Raw genomic sequence first — 16,513 nt, forward strand, 5'->3', positions numbered from 1 at the left:
GATGCATCGTTGTGAGGAGATACCCATGTTCAAGCTTTCCATCGGACAAAGGCTGGCTGCCGGCTTTGCACTGGTGCTGGCCCTGGCGGCCCTGGTCATAGCACTCGCGTCCTGGCGGCTGGCTTCCACGGCAGCCGCGACGCGCCAGATGATGGACGAGCCGCTGGTCAAGGAAAGGCTGATCGCGGACTGGAACCGCAACATCAATTCCGGCGTGCGCCGCACCATGGCCATCGCCAAGAGTTCGGACGCCTCCCTGGTGGACCTGTTCAAGGAAGACCAGGCCCAGTCGACCCAATCCTCCAGCGTGATGCAGGAGAAGCTCAAGAGCCTGATCCGCTCACCCGAGGAGCAGGCGCTGTTCGACGCCGTCGGCAAGGCGCGCCAGGTCTACATCACCTCGCGCGACGAAATCGTCAAGCTGAAGAAGGACGGCCAGGCCGAGGCGGCCGACAAGCTGCTGACCGATGTCTTCGTGCCCGGCTCCAAGGTCTATCTGCAGAAGATGCAGGACTTCCTGGACCACCAGCGTGCCGAGATCGACAAGACGGCCGCCAGCATCGACGCCGCCAACGGCAACGGCCGCATGCTGCTGCTGGGCCTCGGCCTGCTGATGCTCGTCCTGGGCATCGCCGCGGCCTGGAACATCACCCAGGGAATCACCGGGCCGCTGCTTGCCGCCAACGAACTGGCCGAGCGCGTGGCCGACGGCAACCTCATACCTTCGGGCCAGGGCACGGCGGCGCGGTCGGACGAGATCGGCAAGCTGCAGATGACGCTGCGGCGCATGCGCGAGACGCTGTCGCAGACGATTGGCGGCATCCGCGAGGTCGCCGAGTCCATCAACACGGCCTCGGCCGAGATCGCCAGCGGCAACCAGGACCTGAGCGCGCGCACCGAGAAGGCCGCGTCCAGCCTGGAGGAGACGGCCAGCGCGATGGAGGAGCTGACCGGCACGGTGCAGCACTCGGCGGCGTCGGCGGGCCAGGCGAATACGCTGGCCGTGTCCGCCGCCAGCGTGGCCCAGCGCGGCGGCGAGGTGGTGGCCCAGGTCGTCAGCACCATGGACGAGATCAACAACAGCTCGCGCAAGATCGCCGACATCATCGGCGTCATCGACGGCATCGCCTTCCAGACCAATATCCTGGCGCTGAACGCCGCCGTGGAAGCGGCACGGGCCGGCGAGCAGGGGCGCGGTTTCGCCGTCGTCGCCGGCGAGGTGCGCTCACTGGCCGGTCGCTCGGCCGATGCGGCCAAGGAGATCAAGAGCCTGATCGGCAGCAGCGTCGAGCGCGTCGAGGCCGGCTCGCGCCTGGTGGCCGAGGCGGGCAAGACCATGGACGAGCTCGTCGGCGCCGTGCAGCGCGTCAAGGACATCATGGGCGAGATCACGACGGCCGCCGCCGAGCAGTCCGATGGCATCGGCCAGGTCAATATCGCCATTGCCCAGCTCGACCAGGTCACCCAGCAGAACGCGGCCCTGGTGGAGGAGTCCACGGCGGCGGCGGAGAGCCTGCGCGATCAGGCCCAGTCGCTGTCCGAGGCCGTGGGCATCTTCAAGGTCTCGCGGCGCTGAACAACCGGTGCCGGAAATAAAAAGACCCGCCGAAGCGGGTCATGAAAGTCAGGAGTTGACGCTCTGACAAATTAACCGTGCTTGGCGTCGAAGAACTGCTCGTCTTCCGTCGAGCCCTTCAGCGCCGCGGTTGAAGCGTTCGCCTCGATGGTCGTCGTGACGGCATCGAAGTAGCCGGTACCGACTTCGCGCTGGTGCTTGACAGCGGTGAAGCCCTTCTCGGCGGCGGCGAACTCCTTCTCCTGCAACTCGACGAAGGCGCTCATCTGGTTGCGGGCATAGCCGTGGGCCAGTTCGAACATCGAGTAGTTCAGGCTGTGGAAACCGGCCAGCGTGATGAACTGGAACTTGTAGCCCATGGCGCCCAGCTCGCGCTGGAACTTGGCGATGGTCGCGTCGTCCAGGTTCTTCTTCCAGTTGAAGGAAGGCGAGCAGTTGTAGGCCAGCAGCTTGCCGGGGAACTTGGCATGGATGGCGTCGGCGAAGGCCTTGGCGAAGGCCAGGTCGGGCTTGCCGGTCTCGCACCAGATCAGGTCGGCATAGGGCGCATAGGCCAGGCCGCGGCTGATGGCCTGGTCCAGGCCATTCTTGGTGCGGTAGAAGCCTTCGACCGTGCGCTCGCCGGTGCAGAAGGGCTTGTCGTTGTCGTCGATGTCGCTGGTGACGAGGTCGCCGGCTTCGGCGTCGGTGCGGGCCACGAGCAGGGTCGGCACGCCCATGGTGTCGGCCGCGAGGCGGGCCGCGACGAGCTTGGCGACGGCTTCACGGGTGGGCACCAGCACCTTGCCGCCCATGTGGCCGCACTTCTTGGCGCTGGCCAGCTGGTCTTCGAAGTGCACGCCGGAGGCGCCGGCTTCGATCATGGCCTTCATCAGCTCGAAGGCGTTCAGCACGCCGCCGAAGCCGGCTTCCGCGTCGGCCACGATGGGGGCGAAGAAGTCGACGTCGTCCTTGCCTTCGCTCCACTGGATCTCGTCAGCACGCTTGAAGGTGGCGTTGATCTTCTTGACGACCTTGGGCACCGAATCCACCGAGTACAGGGACTGGTCGGGGTACATCTCGCCATTGCTGTTGGCGTCGCCGGCGACCTGCCAGCCGGACAGGTAGATGGCCTTCAGGCCGGCCTTGACCTGCTGCATGGCCTGGTTGCCGGTCAGGGCGCCCAGGGCGTTGACGAAGGGCTCGGTGTTCACCAGGCCCCACAGCTTCTCGGCGCCGCGCTTGGCCAGGGTGTGCTCGATCTCGACGGAGCCGCGCAGGCGGATGACGTCGGCGGCGGTGTAGCCGCGCGAGATGCCCTTCCAACGGGGGTTCTCGGCCCAGTCCTTTTCCAGGGCGGCGATCTGTTGTTCACGGGTGAGGCGGGTCATGCAGTACTCCTTTGAAACATCGAAAACCGATGGCGTAAGACTAGGCCTTGGGTTCAGGCTTGTGAAGACCCGAGTCTTATATAAGACAAAAAACTTTATCCATATAAATCAACAATTTATGTTCTAATTTTCAAATCGCGAAAGGCTATTCACCATAATGAGAAATCATGCGGCGGTGCAGCATGCTCGTTTTTCACAATTTGAAAAGTGACTTTCGAATCGTGAGAATGCCGCCCGCAGAATCGTCCGATCACCGCTGACTCGCCCCCATGACCCTACTCATCACGCCCCGGCTGCGGCTCGAGCCGCTCGAGGACAGGCACTTCGATGGCCTGTACGAACTCAACCGCGATCCGGTTGTCATGCGCTACATCACCGGCCGGCCGGATACGCCCGAAGACACCCAGTCCATGATCGAACGCGTCAAGGCGCGTTGGGCCGAGTTCGGCTATTCCTGGTGGGGCTTCATCCGCCAGGACAGCGGCGCCTTCGTCGGCACCGGCTGCATCCAGCACCTGAACCGCGACCCCGCCGGCCCGCTGGAAACCGGCTGGCGCCTGCGCCAGGACGCCTGGGGCCAGGGCTATGCCAGCGAGGCCGCCCGCCACATGGTGGGCTGGGCCTTCAGGACGCTTCAACCCGAGCTGATCTGCGCGGTCTGCCAGCCCGAGAACACGCCCTCCTCCACCGTCATGGAGCGCCTGGGCATGAAGTTCACCGGCACGGGCCGCTGGTACGACATGGACTGCAAGCGCTACGACATCACGGCCGCGCAATGGCTCGCAAGCCCTGCCAAAACGAAGTACGACGCTGAGGCATAGTTCGACCTACTTCAACCCCTTTGCATGGAGGATTCATGGCGAACACAGAACAACGCGGCAACAAGATGGCGAAGAAGCCCAAAAAGGACGCCGCGCCCGGCAAGACGGCCGGCTCCGACCGCCCCGTCCCGCCGATGACCGCGGTCATCCCCAAGGGCAAGGAAGCCAAGCTGAAGGGCAAGTAAGCCCTTCGCTGGCCGGCCGGCGCGGCCCTACAGCCCGCCGACGAAGTAGCGCTTCAGGCCGGCCAGCACCATCTCGACGGCAATCGCCGTCAGCACCAGGCCCATCAGCTTCTCGATGGCCGAGACGACCGAATCGCCCAGCAGCTTGCGGATGCGGTCGGCCAGCACCAGCACCAGGCCCGACACCAGCAGGGCGGCGCTCAGCGCTCCTATCCAGTAGTAGATGCGCTCCGGCTGGCGGGATGCCAGCAGCAGCACCGTGGCCATGGCCGACGGGCCGGCCAGCAGCGGCACGGCCAGGGGGAAGATCAAGGGCTCCTTGCCCGGCTCCAGCCCATAGGCCGACTCGGCCGAGCCGCCGAAGATCATGCGGATGGCGATGATCATCAGGATGACGCCGCCGGCCACCTCCAGCGAGCGCTCCGACAGGTGCATGACCTCCAGGAAGGTCTCGCCGACGAACATGAAGCCGAACAGCACGCAAAACGCGATGCCCACTTCCCGCAATGCAACACGCGTGCGGCGCTCTTTGGGCACCGCACGCATGATGGGAATGAAGATGGGCAGGCTGCCGAGCGGGTCGAGCACCAGCAGCAGCAGGATCAGGGCGGAGAGGAAGCTGTGGTCCATCCGCCCGGATTGTCATCGACCGACTCAGAACCGGTAGTAGGCCCGCGCGTAGTAAGACGCGCCATTCAGGCCGAACTGCACGCTGTCGTAGTAGAAGCCGTTGTCGGTTTCATACGGGTCCTGGCGGGTCGGCTTGACGTTGAAGACGTTGTTGCCGCCCACGCTGAACTTCAGCGCCGGGGTGGCCTGCCAGCTCATGCCCAGATCCATCGAGGTCTTGGGCTTGTAGTGCAGGTTGGGCACCGGCGGGCCGGAGAAGGTGCCCTGGGTCTGGCTGCCGAAGTGGATGACCTTGGCCTCGCCCGTCCAGGCGCCCTGGCTGTATTCGAAGCCCAGCGTCGCCTTGGAGCGCGGGCCGCCCTGCTCGATGAACAGGCGCTCACGCTCGGACAGCAGTACGTCCTCAAAGCCCTTCAGCGCGGCCGGGGCGTTGATGGCCGTCACCGTCGTGCTGCTGATGTTCAGGGCCAGGAAGGTGTTGAGCTGACCCGCGCCCAGCTTCATGCGGTTGGAGGCCGTCAGGTCCAGGCCACGCGTGCGGGTGTTGATCGAGTTGACGAAGAACTGCGCCTGGCCCACGCCCAGGCCCTGCAGGATGGCGCCCAGCGCCGGGTAGTTGTCCTCGTCGAAGCGGCCCGACAGCACGATGCGGTCCTTGATGTTGATCTGGTAGAGGTCGACCGTGAGGGCCGTGTCCGTGCTGGGCTTGACCGTGATGCCCACCGTGAAGTTCTTGGACTTCTCCTGCTTCAGGGCCGGCACGCCGGCGGCGGCGGTGATCTTGCTGCCATTGGGCGCCAGCACGACGTCCAGCGGCTTGCCGCTGATGAAGTCGGTGAAGGTCGACGAGAAGTAGAGCTGCTGCAGGCTGGGGGCGCGGAAGCCCGTGCTGGCGGCAGCGCGCAGCAGCACTTCCTTGCTGGCCTTGAAGCTGCCGGCCAGCTTGGCCGTCGTCGTCGAGCCGAAGTCGCTGTAGTGCTCGGCGCGCAGGGCGGCGTCCAGCGTCAGTGCCGACGTCAGATTGGCTTCCCAGTCGGCGTAGACGGCCTGGCTGTTGCGGCTCTTGTTGGTGGCATCGCCCGGCTGGAAGCCCGGGAAGCCCTGGCTGCCGGCGTTGCCGCCGAAGCCCACGCCGTCGGCGTCAATGTAGGAGCCAGGCTCGCCGGCACCGATGTCGTACTTCTCCTTGCGGTACTCGGCACCGAAGGCGATGTTGCTGCCGCCCAGCAGATTGGGGAAGAAGCGGCTGACGTCAACGTTGGTCGTCGCCTGGCTGAAGCCGAAGCCACCTGCATCGAAGCTGGTCGCGCTGATGCCCTTGCCGCCGGCCAGCAGATCCTTGTTGGCGATGGAGGCGTTCAGCGTGTTGCTGATGTTGTAGCGCATCTTGTTGCTGCCATAGGTCTGCGACAGGTCGGTGTCCCAGCCCGCGATCAGCGACTTCCAGCCAACGATGAAATAGCGGTCCTCGATCTTGCCGTTGATGAAGGGCACGAAGCCGTTGGGGTACATCGCAGCCGAGTTGCGGCTGGGGATGTCGTCGGAGCCGACGCCGCCGCGCGCCCAAGCGCCGGACGATGCATCGCGGTTCTGCGCGCCGGCCGTCAGGTAGAGCTTGTTGTCGGCAGCGAGCGGGAACTCGCCGTTCAGGTAGACGGTCTTGTTGGTGACCGCGGTGTCGCCGATGGTGCGGGGGCCGACCAGCTCGTCGTTGGGATCATTGCGATTGGAGCGGCCCCGGTCCTGCCATTCGCCGGTTAGCCCCAAGGTGCCGTTGCCGACCTTGATGCCGCAATAGGCGGAGGCCAGGTAGTTCTTGCCGTCGCCGGCCGAGTACTGGCCATAGCCGGCAACGGCTTCGCAGCCCTGCTTCTTCTTCAGCTGCACATTGATGACGCCGGCAATGGCGTCCGATCCGTACTGGGCCGCGGCACCGTCACGCAGCACCTGCACGTTGTCGATGGCCAGCAGTGGCAGGGAGTTCATGTCCGTACCCGTCGAGCCGCGGTTGCGGGCGCCGAACAGGTTGACCAGGGCCACGGTGTGGCGGCGCTTGCCGTTGACCAGCACCAGGGTCTGGTCCGAGCCCAGGCCACGCAGGGCGGCGGAGTCGATCAGGTCGGCACCGTCGGCGCCGGTCTGGCGCGTCGAGTTGAAGGACGGCGACAGGTATTGCAGGGTCTGGGCCAGGTCGAATTGACCCCCGCCCTCGGTCACCTTGCTCATCGAATAGATGTCAACGGGCACCAGGGTGTCGGTGCTGGACGCCGCCGGCAGGCTCTTGCGCGAGCCGATGACGGTGACGCGCTCCAGGCTGTTGTCCTGGGCAAAGGCCGAAACGGTGGCGCAGAGGGTGATGGCGGCCAGGGCGGTCGGCAGCAGGCGGGTGGCGTGCATGGGGTGGACTCCGTGAATGCGATTTGTGATGGCGGCGGAGTTTGCCCCTCGCGGCAGGGGTCCAGAGGCCCGGTGTTGTGGCCTGCCGACAGGTTTGAAACCAACGAAACGAACGAAGCTTCGGTGCAACCCGGGGACGGGAAAACACTCAGCCGCGCGGATGATGCTCGGCGTGCAGCGCTTTGAGGCGCTCGCGCGCCACATGGGTGTAGATCTGCGTCGTCGACAGGTCGGCATGCCCCAGAAGCAGCTGCACGGCGCGCAGGTCCGCACCATGATTGAGCAGATGCGTCGCGAAGGCATGGCGCAGCGTGTGCGGCGACAGCGGCACCGTGATGCCTGCGGCAAGCGCGTGTCGCTTGATCAGGGTCCAGAACATCTGGCGCGTCATGCCGGCGCCGCGAGCCGTCACGAAGAGGTCGTCGCTGCTCTGGCCGGCCAGGATCTCGGCGCGGGCCTCGCGCAGATAGCGGGCCATCCAGTCGTGCGCGTGCTCGCCGAAAGGCACGAGGCGGGCCTTGCTGCCCTTGCCGGTCACGTGCAGCACGGCGTCCTTGAAGGCCACGTGGGCGCTCTTCAGCGTGACCAGCTCGCTGACACGCAGGCCGCTGGCATACATCAGCTCCAGCATGGCGCGGTCGCGCAGGCCCAGGGCCGTGTTGACATCGGGCGCCGCAAGCAAGGCGCTGACCTGGGCCTCGCTGAGCAGCTTGGGCACGCGCAGCGGCTGCCTGGCGGCCGTCAGCTTCAGCGTCGGATCGGCCTGGATGCGGCCCTCGCGCAGGGCCCAGCGGAAGTAGCGCTTGAAGACCGAGAGGCGCCGGTTCGCACTCGTTGCCTTGCCTGCCGGCTTGGCAGCGGCGTACTCGAACAGCTTGAGTTCGGTGCAGGCGTCCAGCGACGTGGGTTGGAGCCACGCCGCCAGCGCGGCCAGGTCGCGCCGGTAGGCCGCCTGGGTGTTGGCGCTCAGGCCGTCTTCCAGCCAGAGCGCCTCGATAAAACTCTCGATGCCCGGATCAATGGTCACGGCGCATCCCGCATTCGGGCCGAGCGCCGGGCCGCTCCCTAGCCGGCCCGCTTTGGCGATGTGCTTGCCGGTCAATCCAGCAAGCATCGCCGTCCCCTCGGGGGACCGGCCAAGGTACTCCTTGGACGAGAGGCTTCAGCTCAGTCAAGCTTGAGTTTTTGTTGAGCCACGACCTTTTTGTAGACCTCGAACTCCGCCGCGATCTGCGCTGCGAATTCGCTCGGCGTGTTCGCCAGGATCAGCGAGCCGGTGTCCTCGATGCGCTTCTTCACGTCCGGGATCTCGACGGCCTTCTTCACTGCTGCATGGACCTTGTCGATGACTTCCTTGGGCAGGCCCTTGGGGCCGTGGATGCCGTAGTAGGCCATGCGGTTGACGGCATCCAGGCCGACTTCCTTGAAGGTCGGCACATTGGGCAGGGCCGCCAGGCGCTGCGGCGCGGCGACGACGATGGGGATGAGGCGGCCGTCCTTGATGAAGGGCAAGGCCGACGGCAGGTTGTCGAAGATCATCGGCACCTGGCCGGCCACCGTGTCGTTGAGCGCCGGGCCGGCGCCGCGGTAGGGGATGTGCAGCACGAAGACGCCGGCCAGGGTCTTGTAGAGCTCCATCTGCAGATGGCCGATGCCGCCGGTGCCCGAGGTGGCGTAGCTGTGCTTGGCGGGGTTCTTCTTGAGCTCGGCGACGAAGCTCTTGTAGTCGCGCGCCGGGAAGCTCGGGTGCACCGCAATCACATTGGGCGTGGCCGCAACGTTGGTGATGGGCGTGAAGTCGGTCAGCGGGTTGTAGGCGATCTTGGGATTGATGGCCGGGTTGGCTGCCGTCGTCGACACCGTCGCCATGCCCAGGGTGTAGCCATCCGGCGCCGAACGGACGATCTCGGTCGCTCCCACCGTGCCGCCGCCGCCCGCCTTGTTGTCCACCACCATGGTCTGGCCCAGCAGGCTGGCCATCTTCTCGGAGACGATGCGGGCAATGATGTCGGTCGTGCCCCCGGGGGCAAACGGCACGATCAGGCGCACGGGCTTGGTCGGGTAGCCATCGGCCCAGGCCAGCTGACCCAGGGGGCCGAGGCTGGAGAGCGCGGCAGCTTGGAGGACGGAACGGCGTTGCATGGGGTCGGTCTCCTTGGTTGATGAACCGATGCTAGTTCAGGATGGCTGGCCCAGCAGGCCGGCGCGCAACCTGCCATCGCTGTTGCTGTCGCCGAGGAAGACCTTCAGGAAGGCCGTGTAGAAGTCCTGGCCCTCGATGGGCTTGCCCCAGACCTTGCCGTTGACCGACAGGATGGTGCCGCCCTGGGCCGGCAGGTAGTCGATATGCAGCAGATCGCCCTTCTTGACACGCCCCACCTCGCTGATGGCGGTATTGAACTGCTTCAGGCGCTCGCTCACCGCCGCCTTCTCGGCCTCGGTGGAATTGCGGTTCACGCCCTTGCTGATGGCTTTGACGAACTCCTGCGTCGACACGTCCTTGACCAGCGGGATGACGATGCGCATCTCCAGGCGCTTGGGGCCGGCCTGGGCGTAGATGGTGTCGGGGGTGTGCGCCTTCTGCGGCAGGTACAGGGCCGCCAGATAGAGGGGATAGATGGCGACCTGGCGCTTGCCGGTGCCGTTCAGCACCAGTTCGTTGCCACCGAGCTGCAGGCTGTCGGCAAACTCCTGGCCCTCATAACGGACCGCATGGGCGGGCAGGCAAACCGCGGCAGTCAGCGCGAGAACGGCGGAAAGGCGGCGGATCGGCAAGGTCATTCAGAGAGCTCCAGCAGGCGGCGGGCCGGACGATAACGCGGCAGGGGCCGGCGCCGCGGACAAGGCCCAGGCGATGTGCTCGGCCACCAGCGCATCAGCCCCCTGCCCCGCACGCGCCAGCGCCGTGCGCAGGCCGGCGTCGTCGCGCGCGCGCAAGGCATTGCCGGCCGCCACCGCCAGATTGCGCTGCCAGCGCGCAAAGCCGATGCGGCGGATGGCCGACCCTTCGGTGCGGCGCAGGAACTCGGTCTCGTCCCAAGCCAGCAGCTGGGCAATCGGCGCTCCCGCCATGCCGGGCCGCACGTCGAAGTCCGCCAGCACGGCGGTCTGGGCGAACTTGTTCCAGGGGCAGGCCAGCTGGCAGTCGTCGCAGCCATAGACGCGATTGCCCATCAGCGGGCGCAGCTCCACCGGAATGGGCCCGTCGTGCTCGATGGTCAGGTAGGAAATGCAGCGCCGCGCATCGACGCGATAGGGCTCGGTGATGGCCGCCGTCGGGCAGACATCGATGCAGGCCCGGCATTCGCCGCAATGCGCGCTGGTGGCTTCGGTCGGCGGCAGGTCGAGGTCGACGAAGAGCTCGCCGAGGAAGAACATCGAGCCCGCCTCGCGATGCAGGGTCAGGGTGTGCTTGCCGCGCCAGCCCAGGCCCGAGCGCGCCGCCAGCTCCACCTCCAAGACCGGCGCCGAGTCGGTGAAGACGCGATAGCCCAAGGGCCCGACCTCGGCCTCCAGCATCTCGGCGAGTTTTTGCAGGCGCTGGCGCAACACCTTGTGATAGTCCCGGCCGCGGGCATAGAGGGAGATCTGGGCCTGCTCAGGTCTCCCCAGGCCCGCCCATTCGACGGCCTGCCAGCCCGGTTCGGTACTCTGGGGCAGATAGTCCATGCGCGCCGTGATGACGCGCAGCGTGCCCGGCACCAGCTCGGCCGGGCGGGCCCGCTTCATGCCGTGGGCGGCCATGTAATGCATGCGGCCGTGGTGGCCGGCGTCCAGCCAGGCCTGCAGGCCGGGTTCGGCGCTGCTGAGGTCCACATCGGCCACGGCGATCTGTGAGAATCCCAGCCCATGCGCCCAGCCGTGCAGCTTCTCCATGAGCGCGGCGGTATCGACAGTGGACGGGACCTCTTGCATTTGCCTGCGATTTTAGAAACTGAAGCGCTGTGGCCCGACGAGGCCGCGGCCCAAGCCACCGCAGAAAGTCTCGCGGCGGCATTGCTCCCCTCCCCCAACGCCCTGATCGAGCTGCACGGGCCGTTAGGCGCCGGCAAGACGACCTTTGCGCGCCTGCTGTTGCGCGCCCTGGGCGTCGAGGGCCGCATCAAGAGCCCGAGCTATGCCGTCATGGAGAGCTACGAACTCCCGGATGGGGGCACGGCCAGCCATTTCGACTTCTACCGTTTCGGCGACCCGCGCGAGTGGGAGGACGCCGGCTTTCGCGATGTGTTCGCCGCGCCGGGCCTCAAGCTCTGCGAATGGCCCGAAAAGGCGGCGGGCCAGCTGCCGCCGGCCGATCTGCAACTCTTCATCGAACTGATGCCCGACGACAGCCGCCGCGTGCGCGTCGTCGGCACGCCTCGCCTTGTCGAGGCCCTGGCATGAAGCGCCGCGACACCCTCGGCCTCCTCGCCCTGCTGCTGAAGGCAGGCGACACCCTCGCTGCCACCAGTGAGGCCAGCATCGTCGCCGTGCGCGTCTGGCCGGCCCAGGAGTACACCCGCGTCACCATCGAGTCGGACAAGGCGCTGACGACCCGGCATTTCCTCGTCGACTCGCCGCACCGCCTCGTCATCGACGTCGACGGCCTGGAACTCAGCCCCGGGCTGCGCGAGCTGATCGGCAAGGTCAAGCCCGACGACCCCTACATCAGCGGCGTGCGCGTCGGCCAGAACACGCCCACCGTCGTGCGCATCGTGCTGGACCTGCGCCAACCCGTGGCGCCGCAGATCTTCACGCTGGCGCCGGTGGCGGCCTACAAGCACCGCCTGGTCTTCGACCTCTACCCGAAGTTCGCCGCCGACCCGCTGGTGGCCCTGGCCAATGAGCGCACCAAGACGCCCGCGCCGCCGCCCTCCCCCGCCCAGCGCGCGGAACAGGCGGCCAGCGCCGTCAACGATGCCCTCGGTGAGCTGATCCAGAAGATCGAGCGCCCGCCCGCGCCCGCCGCTTCGGCACCTGTGCCCCCACCCGTTGCTGCTGCGTCCAAGCCGGCACCGGCACCGGCGCCAGCCAACGAGCAGAAGATCGACCGCCTCATCATCATTGCGCTGGACCCCGGCCATGGCGGCGAGGATCCCGGCGCCGTCGGCCCCTCGGGGCTGCGCGAGAAGGACGTTGTGCTGGCCGTCGCCCACAAGCTGCGCGAACGGCTGACGACCAATCCCAACATCCGCGTGCTGATGACGCGCGACGCCGACTTCTTCGTGCCCCTGCATGAGCGCGTGCGCAAGGCCCGGCGCGTGCAGGCCGACCTCTTCGTGTCCATCCACGCCGACGCCTTCATCACGCCGCAGGCCCGCGGCGCCTCGGTGTTCGTGCTCAGCGACGGCGCGGCGACGAGTGCCGCCGCACGCTGGATGGCCGACAAGGAGAACGCAGCCGACATGGTCGGCGGCGTCAACGTCGGCGCCGCCACCAAGGACGCCAATGTGCTGCGCGCCCTGCTCGACATGAGCACCACGGCCCAGATCAAGGACAGCCTCAAGCTCGGCGGCGAGGTGCTGGGCCAGATCGGCAAGGTCGGCAAGCTGCACAAGGCCCGTGTCGAGCAAGCCGGCTTCGCCGTGCTGAAGGCCCCGGACATCCCCAGCATCCTGGTCGAGACCGCCTTCATCTCCAACCCCGAGGAGGAGAAGAAGCTGCGCGATCCCGACTATCAGGACCAACTGGTGGACGCGCTGGCCTCGGGCATCGCCAGGTATTTTGCAAAGAGCCCGCCGATGGCGAGGAAGCGCAGCACGACACTGTGACGCCGGCCCTCAGGACTTGCGACCGCTGACCACCGTGAAGGTCTGCAGATAGTGGAAGTCCGGCCGGTCCAGCGCGAAGCCCGGATCGTCGGGATCACACAGCTTCTGCAGCGCCGCGAAATCCTCGGCCGACAGCCAGGGCCTCAGCCGCTCGCCGAAGGTCGAGCGGAATTGCGCCTCGAGCACATAGTCTCGCGCCGCGGCGTCCAGCGGCGAAATGCGCTCGATCGTGAAGGTGCGGGCCTGCACATCCGCCAGGCCGGCCTGGCGCAGCAGGCCGACGTTGGCGCGCACGGCAGCAAGCCGTCGCTCGTCGAGGCCGTATTTGTCGCGGTAATGGGCGCGCACGGCGTCGACGACCGCTCTTTCCAGCCGCATGTCCCAGGCGAACAGCATTTCCGGCAGAAAGCCGGTCTGGCCGACCACCAGCCGGCCGCCGGCTTGCAGCCAGCCGGACAGGCGCTGCAAGGCCGCCAGCGGATCGGTGAAGTGATGCAGCGTGTTGGCCGACCAGATCGCATCGAAGCTCGCTGCCGGCATCACCAAGGTCATCAAGTCGCCGGCCAACAGCTGGACTTGCGGCGGCGCCTGGCGGCGGGCCGCAGCCAGGTGGGCATAGGACAGGTCGACGCCGACGACGCGCCCGCCGGTGCCGACCGCCTCAGCCAGCCAGGCCAGCGACTCGCCGCTGCCGCAGCCGGCATCGAGCACATGCATACCCGGCGCCAGGCCGAGCGTCGCGATGGCTGCGCGCAACTCGGGCTCGGCAAAGCGCATGAACAGGCCCAGCTTGCGCGAGTAGTCGCGCTGGGCCGTGTCACCGAGCAGGCCGGGCTTGGAAGCGTCGTCGGGCGGAACGGGCATGCCGGGCTTTTACCTCAGCAGCACTTCCCCGTTCTCGACGAATAACGCGCCGCCTGCCTCTCCCGGAAGAACTCTTCGTAGCTCATGGCGGGCCGCTCGGGGTGCGTGGCCTGGTGGTGAGCGAGATAGCTGCCGTAATCCGGCACGCCCACCATCAGGCGCAGGCTCTGCGTCAGATACCGGCCCGCCTGGGCCAGATCTCGGCGCAGCTCAAGCACGTTGCCCCGCCGGCAGCAGCACGAAGGCCGTTTCCTGCGCCGTCACCTTGCCACTGCGGCGCGCCTCGAGGATGGCCTTGACGCTATAGATCAGCACGCTGATGACGACGCCCATGAAGAGAGCGCACAGCGCGGCGTCCAGCCTGTCGTTGAAGACGACTCGCGACATCGCGTCCAGCGACTTGGCCGGCGCCAGCACCTTGCCCTCGGCAATCGCCGCGGCGTATTTGTCGGCATGGGCCAGGAAGCCGAGCTTGGGGTCGGCCGAGAAGATCTTCAGCCAGCCGGCGCTCATCGTGCACACCAGCAGCCAGGCGGCCGGCAGGGCCGTGACCCAGGCGTAGCGGTCCTTCTTCATCTTGAAGATGACGACGGTGCCCAGCAGCAGTGCCACGGCAGCCAGCATCTGGTTGGCGATGCCGAACAGCGGCCACAGCGTGTTGATGCCGCCCAGCGGATCGACGACACCCTGGTAGAGGAAATAGCCCCAGGCCGCCACGCACAGGCCGGTGGCGACGAGGTTGGCCACCCAGCTCTCGGTGCGCTTGAGCGACGGCACGAAGCTGCCCAGCAGGTCCTGCAGCATGAAGCGGCCGGCGCGCGTTCCGGCGTCGACGGCGGTCAGGATGAACAGAGCCTCGAAGAGGATGGCGAAGTGGTACCAGAAGGCCATCAGCGCCTTGCCGCCCACCACCTGGTGCAGGATCTCGGCCATGCCGACGGCCAGCGTCGGGGCGCCACCGGCACGGGCCAGGATGGTCTTCTCGCCGACATCGGCCGCGGCCTGGGTCAGCATCTCGGGCGTGATGACAAAGCCCCAGGTCGACAACGTCTGCGCCACCGTGGCCGCGTCCTTGCCGACGACGGCCGCCGGGCTGTTCATCGCGAAGTAGACGCCCGGCTCGATGCAGGAAGCCGCGACCAGCGCCATCACGGCGACAAAGCTCTCGGCCAGCATGCCGCCGTAGCCGATGTAGCGGGCATGGGTCTCGTTCTCCAGCAGCTTCGGGCTGGTGCCCGACGAGATCAGCGCATGGAAGCCCGATACCGCGCCGCAGGCGATGGTGATGAAGAGGAAGGGGAAGAGATTGCCCGCCCAGACCGGACCGCCGCCGGTGGCGAACTGCGTCAACGCGGGCATTTTCAGCGGCGGCGCGACGATGACGATGCCGATGGCCAGCGCAATGATGGTGCCGATCTTCAGGAAGGTGCTGAGGTAGTCGCGCGGCGCCAGCAGCAGCCACACCGGGATGCAGGCGGCGACAAAGCCGTAGCCGATCAGCAGGCCGACGAGGGTCGTCGGCTGCAGCGTGAACAGGGGCGCCAGCGTCGGGCTCTCGCTGACGGCCTGGCCGCCGAAGATGGCCGCCATCAGCAGCGCGAAGCCGATCACCGACACCTCGCCGATGCGGCCCGGTCGGATGAAGCGCAGGTAGACGCCCATGAAAAGGGCCACGGGAATCGTCGCCGCCACCGTGAACAGGCCCCAGGGCGAATCGGCCAGGGCCTTGACGACGATGAGAGCCAGCACCGCCAGGATGATGATCATGATCATGAAGGCGCCGAACAGCGCGATCAGCCCGGGCACGGTGCCCATCTCCTGCTTGACCAGGTCGCCCAGCGACCGTCCATCGCGCCGCGTGGAGATGAAGAGCACGATGAAGTCCTGCACCGCGCCGGCGAAGACGACGCCGGCCAGGATCCACAGCAGCCCGGGCAGATAGCCCATCTGCGCCGCCAGCACCGGGCCCACCAGCGGGCCGGCACCGGCAATCGCCGCGAAATGGTGGCCATAGAGCACGTGCTTGTTGGTGGGCACGTAGTCCAGGCCGTCGTTGTACTTCCAGGCCGGCGTCTGGCGCTTGGCATCCAGCCCCAGCACCTTGTCGGCGATGAAGAGGCTGTAGTAGCGGTAGGCGATGAGATAGGTGCACAAGGCGGCGGCCACGACCCACAGGGCGCTGATCGTCTCGCCGCGGCTCAAGGCCACGGTGGCGAGGGATGCGGCACCGAGGATCGCGACACCCGCCCAGGCGAGGTGGCGGCGCAGGTTCTGCATGGGGCTTGTCTCCGTTGCGGTGCGCACCTCGACACGGGTCGCGACCGTGAAGCAAGTCTCGGCAAACGGGCTCGCGGCGGCATCGGTCAAGCCACGCGGGACCGCCGCGCGGCTTTACCTAAGGGTCAACCCGGATCACACCCGCTTACGAATCACCGGCGCCCCGGGTCAACGGCACCGGGGCCGGGGCGTTGTTCCAGACGTCGAAGGCCAGATGTTTGGCCTCGTAGGAGACCTCAAATGCTTCGTCCCATCCTTGCCGCCCTGCTCACCGGTGCCGCCCTCTTCGGCGCCTCTGCCGCCCAGGCCGGCACGCACTGGTCCATCGGCGTCAGCCTGCCGCCCGTCGGCGTCGTGGTGGCCGACAGCCCACGCTACTACGCCCCGCCGCCCGCCCCCGTCTACTACGCACCCGCACCCGTCTATTACGAGCCGGCCCCGGTGGTGCGCTATGCACCGGCGCCGCGCTATGTCCAGCGCGACGTCTACTACGCCCCGGCCCCGCGCGTCGTCTACGAGCGCCGCTGGGACGGCCGTGATGACCGCTGGGATCATCGCGGTTGGGACCATGGCCGCCGCGACCACGGCGACCGTTGGGGTCACGACCGCGATGACTACGGTCCGCGCCGCGGCCACTGATCCG

At 67.1% G+C, this 16,513-nt stretch carries 16 protein-coding genes; 6 read left to right on the top strand and 10 right to left on the bottom strand.

Going from position 1 to position 16,513, the window contains the following annotated elements; genetic code table 11:
• The first annotated feature begins 25 nt into the window (after positions 1–25).
• Complete coding sequence (locus tag J2X20_RS01895; protein ID WP_310260064.1) at positions 26–1,576, top strand: methyl-accepting chemotaxis protein; 1,551 nt, start codon at positions 26–28, stop codon at positions 1,574–1,576.
• Positions 1,577–1,647: 71 nt separating this feature from the next.
• Here J2X20_RS01895 and aceA read toward each other — a convergent pair whose 3' ends face one another.
• Positions 1,648–2,946, bottom strand: a complete 1,299-nt coding sequence (aceA, locus tag J2X20_RS01900) for an isocitrate lyase (RefSeq protein WP_310260067.1) — start codon at positions 2,944–2,946, stop codon at positions 1,648–1,650.
• A 269-nt stretch (positions 2,947–3,215) separates the two neighbouring features.
• On the opposite strand from aceA, the gene J2X20_RS01905 reads away from it, so the two are divergent.
• Entirely contained in the window at positions 3,216–3,767 is a 552-nt protein-coding gene (locus J2X20_RS01905) for a GNAT family N-acetyltransferase (protein ID WP_310260070.1), read from the top strand.
• Between the two features lie 35 nt (positions 3,768–3,802).
• Positions 3,803–3,952 (top strand): hypothetical protein, encoded by a 150-nt coding sequence (locus tag J2X20_RS01910; RefSeq protein WP_310260072.1) that lies wholly within the window; start codon positions 3,803–3,805, stop codon positions 3,950–3,952.
• 27 nt (positions 3,953–3,979) lie between these two features.
• Here the strand turns inward: J2X20_RS01910 and J2X20_RS01915 are convergent, their stop codons facing one another.
• The 6 genes from J2X20_RS01915 to queG all read right to left on the bottom strand — a co-directional run bounded on the left by J2X20_RS01915 (position 3,980) and on the right by queG (position 10,855).
• Positions 3,980–4,582, bottom strand: a complete 603-nt coding sequence (locus J2X20_RS01915) for a MarC family protein (RefSeq protein ID WP_310260075.1) — start codon at positions 4,580–4,582, stop codon at positions 3,980–3,982.
• 24 nt (positions 4,583–4,606) lie between these two features.
• Entirely contained in the window at positions 4,607–6,979 is a 2,373-nt protein-coding gene (locus J2X20_RS01920; RefSeq protein ID WP_310260078.1) for a TonB-dependent receptor plug domain-containing protein, read from the bottom strand.
• A 148-nt stretch (positions 6,980–7,127) separates the two neighbouring features.
• Positions 7,128–8,093, bottom strand: coding sequence for a site-specific tyrosine recombinase XerD (gene xerD / locus J2X20_RS01925; protein ID WP_409034124.1), 966 nt, complete (start codon positions 8,091–8,093; stop codon positions 7,128–7,130).
• Between the two features lie 53 nt (positions 8,094–8,146).
• Entirely contained in the window at positions 8,147–9,121 is a 975-nt protein-coding gene (locus J2X20_RS01930) for a tripartite tricarboxylate transporter substrate binding protein BugE (RefSeq protein WP_310260083.1), read from the bottom strand.
• A gap of 36 nt (positions 9,122–9,157) precedes the next feature.
• Entirely contained in the window at positions 9,158–9,760 is a 603-nt protein-coding gene (locus tag J2X20_RS01935) for a chalcone isomerase family protein (RefSeq protein ID WP_310260086.1), read from the bottom strand.
• Positions 9,761–10,855 (bottom strand): tRNA epoxyqueuosine(34) reductase QueG, encoded by a 1,095-nt coding sequence (gene queG, locus J2X20_RS01940; RefSeq protein WP_310260090.1) that lies wholly within the window; start codon positions 10,853–10,855, stop codon positions 9,761–9,763.
• Here queG and tsaE point away from each other — a divergent pair.
• Entirely contained in the window at positions 10,829–11,362 is a 534-nt protein-coding gene (gene tsaE / locus J2X20_RS01945; protein WP_409034125.1) for a tRNA (adenosine(37)-N6)-threonylcarbamoyltransferase complex ATPase subunit type 1 TsaE, read from the top strand. The genes queG and tsaE overlap by 27 nt on opposite strands.
• Complete coding sequence (locus J2X20_RS01950) at positions 11,359–12,729, top strand: N-acetylmuramoyl-L-alanine amidase (protein ID WP_310260093.1); 1,371 nt, start codon at positions 11,359–11,361, stop codon at positions 12,727–12,729. Before tsaE ends, J2X20_RS01950 begins: the two co-directional genes overlap by 4 nt.
• 9 nt (positions 12,730–12,738) lie before the next feature.
• On the opposite strand, the gene J2X20_RS01955 is transcribed toward J2X20_RS01950, so the two are convergent.
• The 3 genes from J2X20_RS01955 to J2X20_RS01965 are packed head-to-tail and all read right to left on the bottom strand — an operon-like array spanning position 12,739 to position 15,870.
• The gene (locus tag J2X20_RS01955; protein ID WP_310260097.1) at positions 12,739–13,593 is read right to left on the bottom strand and encodes a class I SAM-dependent methyltransferase; all 855 of its coding nucleotides are present in this window, start codon (positions 13,591–13,593) and stop codon (positions 12,739–12,741) included.
• Positions 13,594–13,607: 14 nt separating this feature from the next.
• Positions 13,608–13,802 (bottom strand): YbdD/YjiX family protein, encoded by a 195-nt coding sequence (locus J2X20_RS01960; RefSeq protein WP_310265073.1) that lies wholly within the window; start codon positions 13,800–13,802, stop codon positions 13,608–13,610.
• 1 nt (position 13,803) lies between these two features.
• The gene (locus J2X20_RS01965; protein WP_310260100.1) at positions 13,804–15,870 is read right to left on the bottom strand and encodes a carbon starvation CstA family protein; all 2,067 of its coding nucleotides are present in this window, start codon (positions 15,868–15,870) and stop codon (positions 13,804–13,806) included.
• Between the two features lie 240 nt (positions 15,871–16,110).
• On the opposite strand from J2X20_RS01965, the gene J2X20_RS01970 reads away from it, so the two are divergent.
• Positions 16,111–16,509 carry a hypothetical protein gene (locus J2X20_RS01970; protein WP_310260102.1) on the top strand — a complete coding sequence of 133 codons (399 nt, stop codon included), beginning with the start codon at positions 16,111–16,113 and terminating at the stop codon, positions 16,507–16,509.
• Positions 16,510–16,513 lie beyond the last annotated feature (4 nt).

The sequence above is a fragment of the Roseateles saccharophilus genome, assembly GCF_031458095.1.
GTDB lineage: Bacteria > Pseudomonadota > Gammaproteobacteria > Burkholderiales > Burkholderiaceae_C > Pelomonas > Pelomonas saccharophila_A.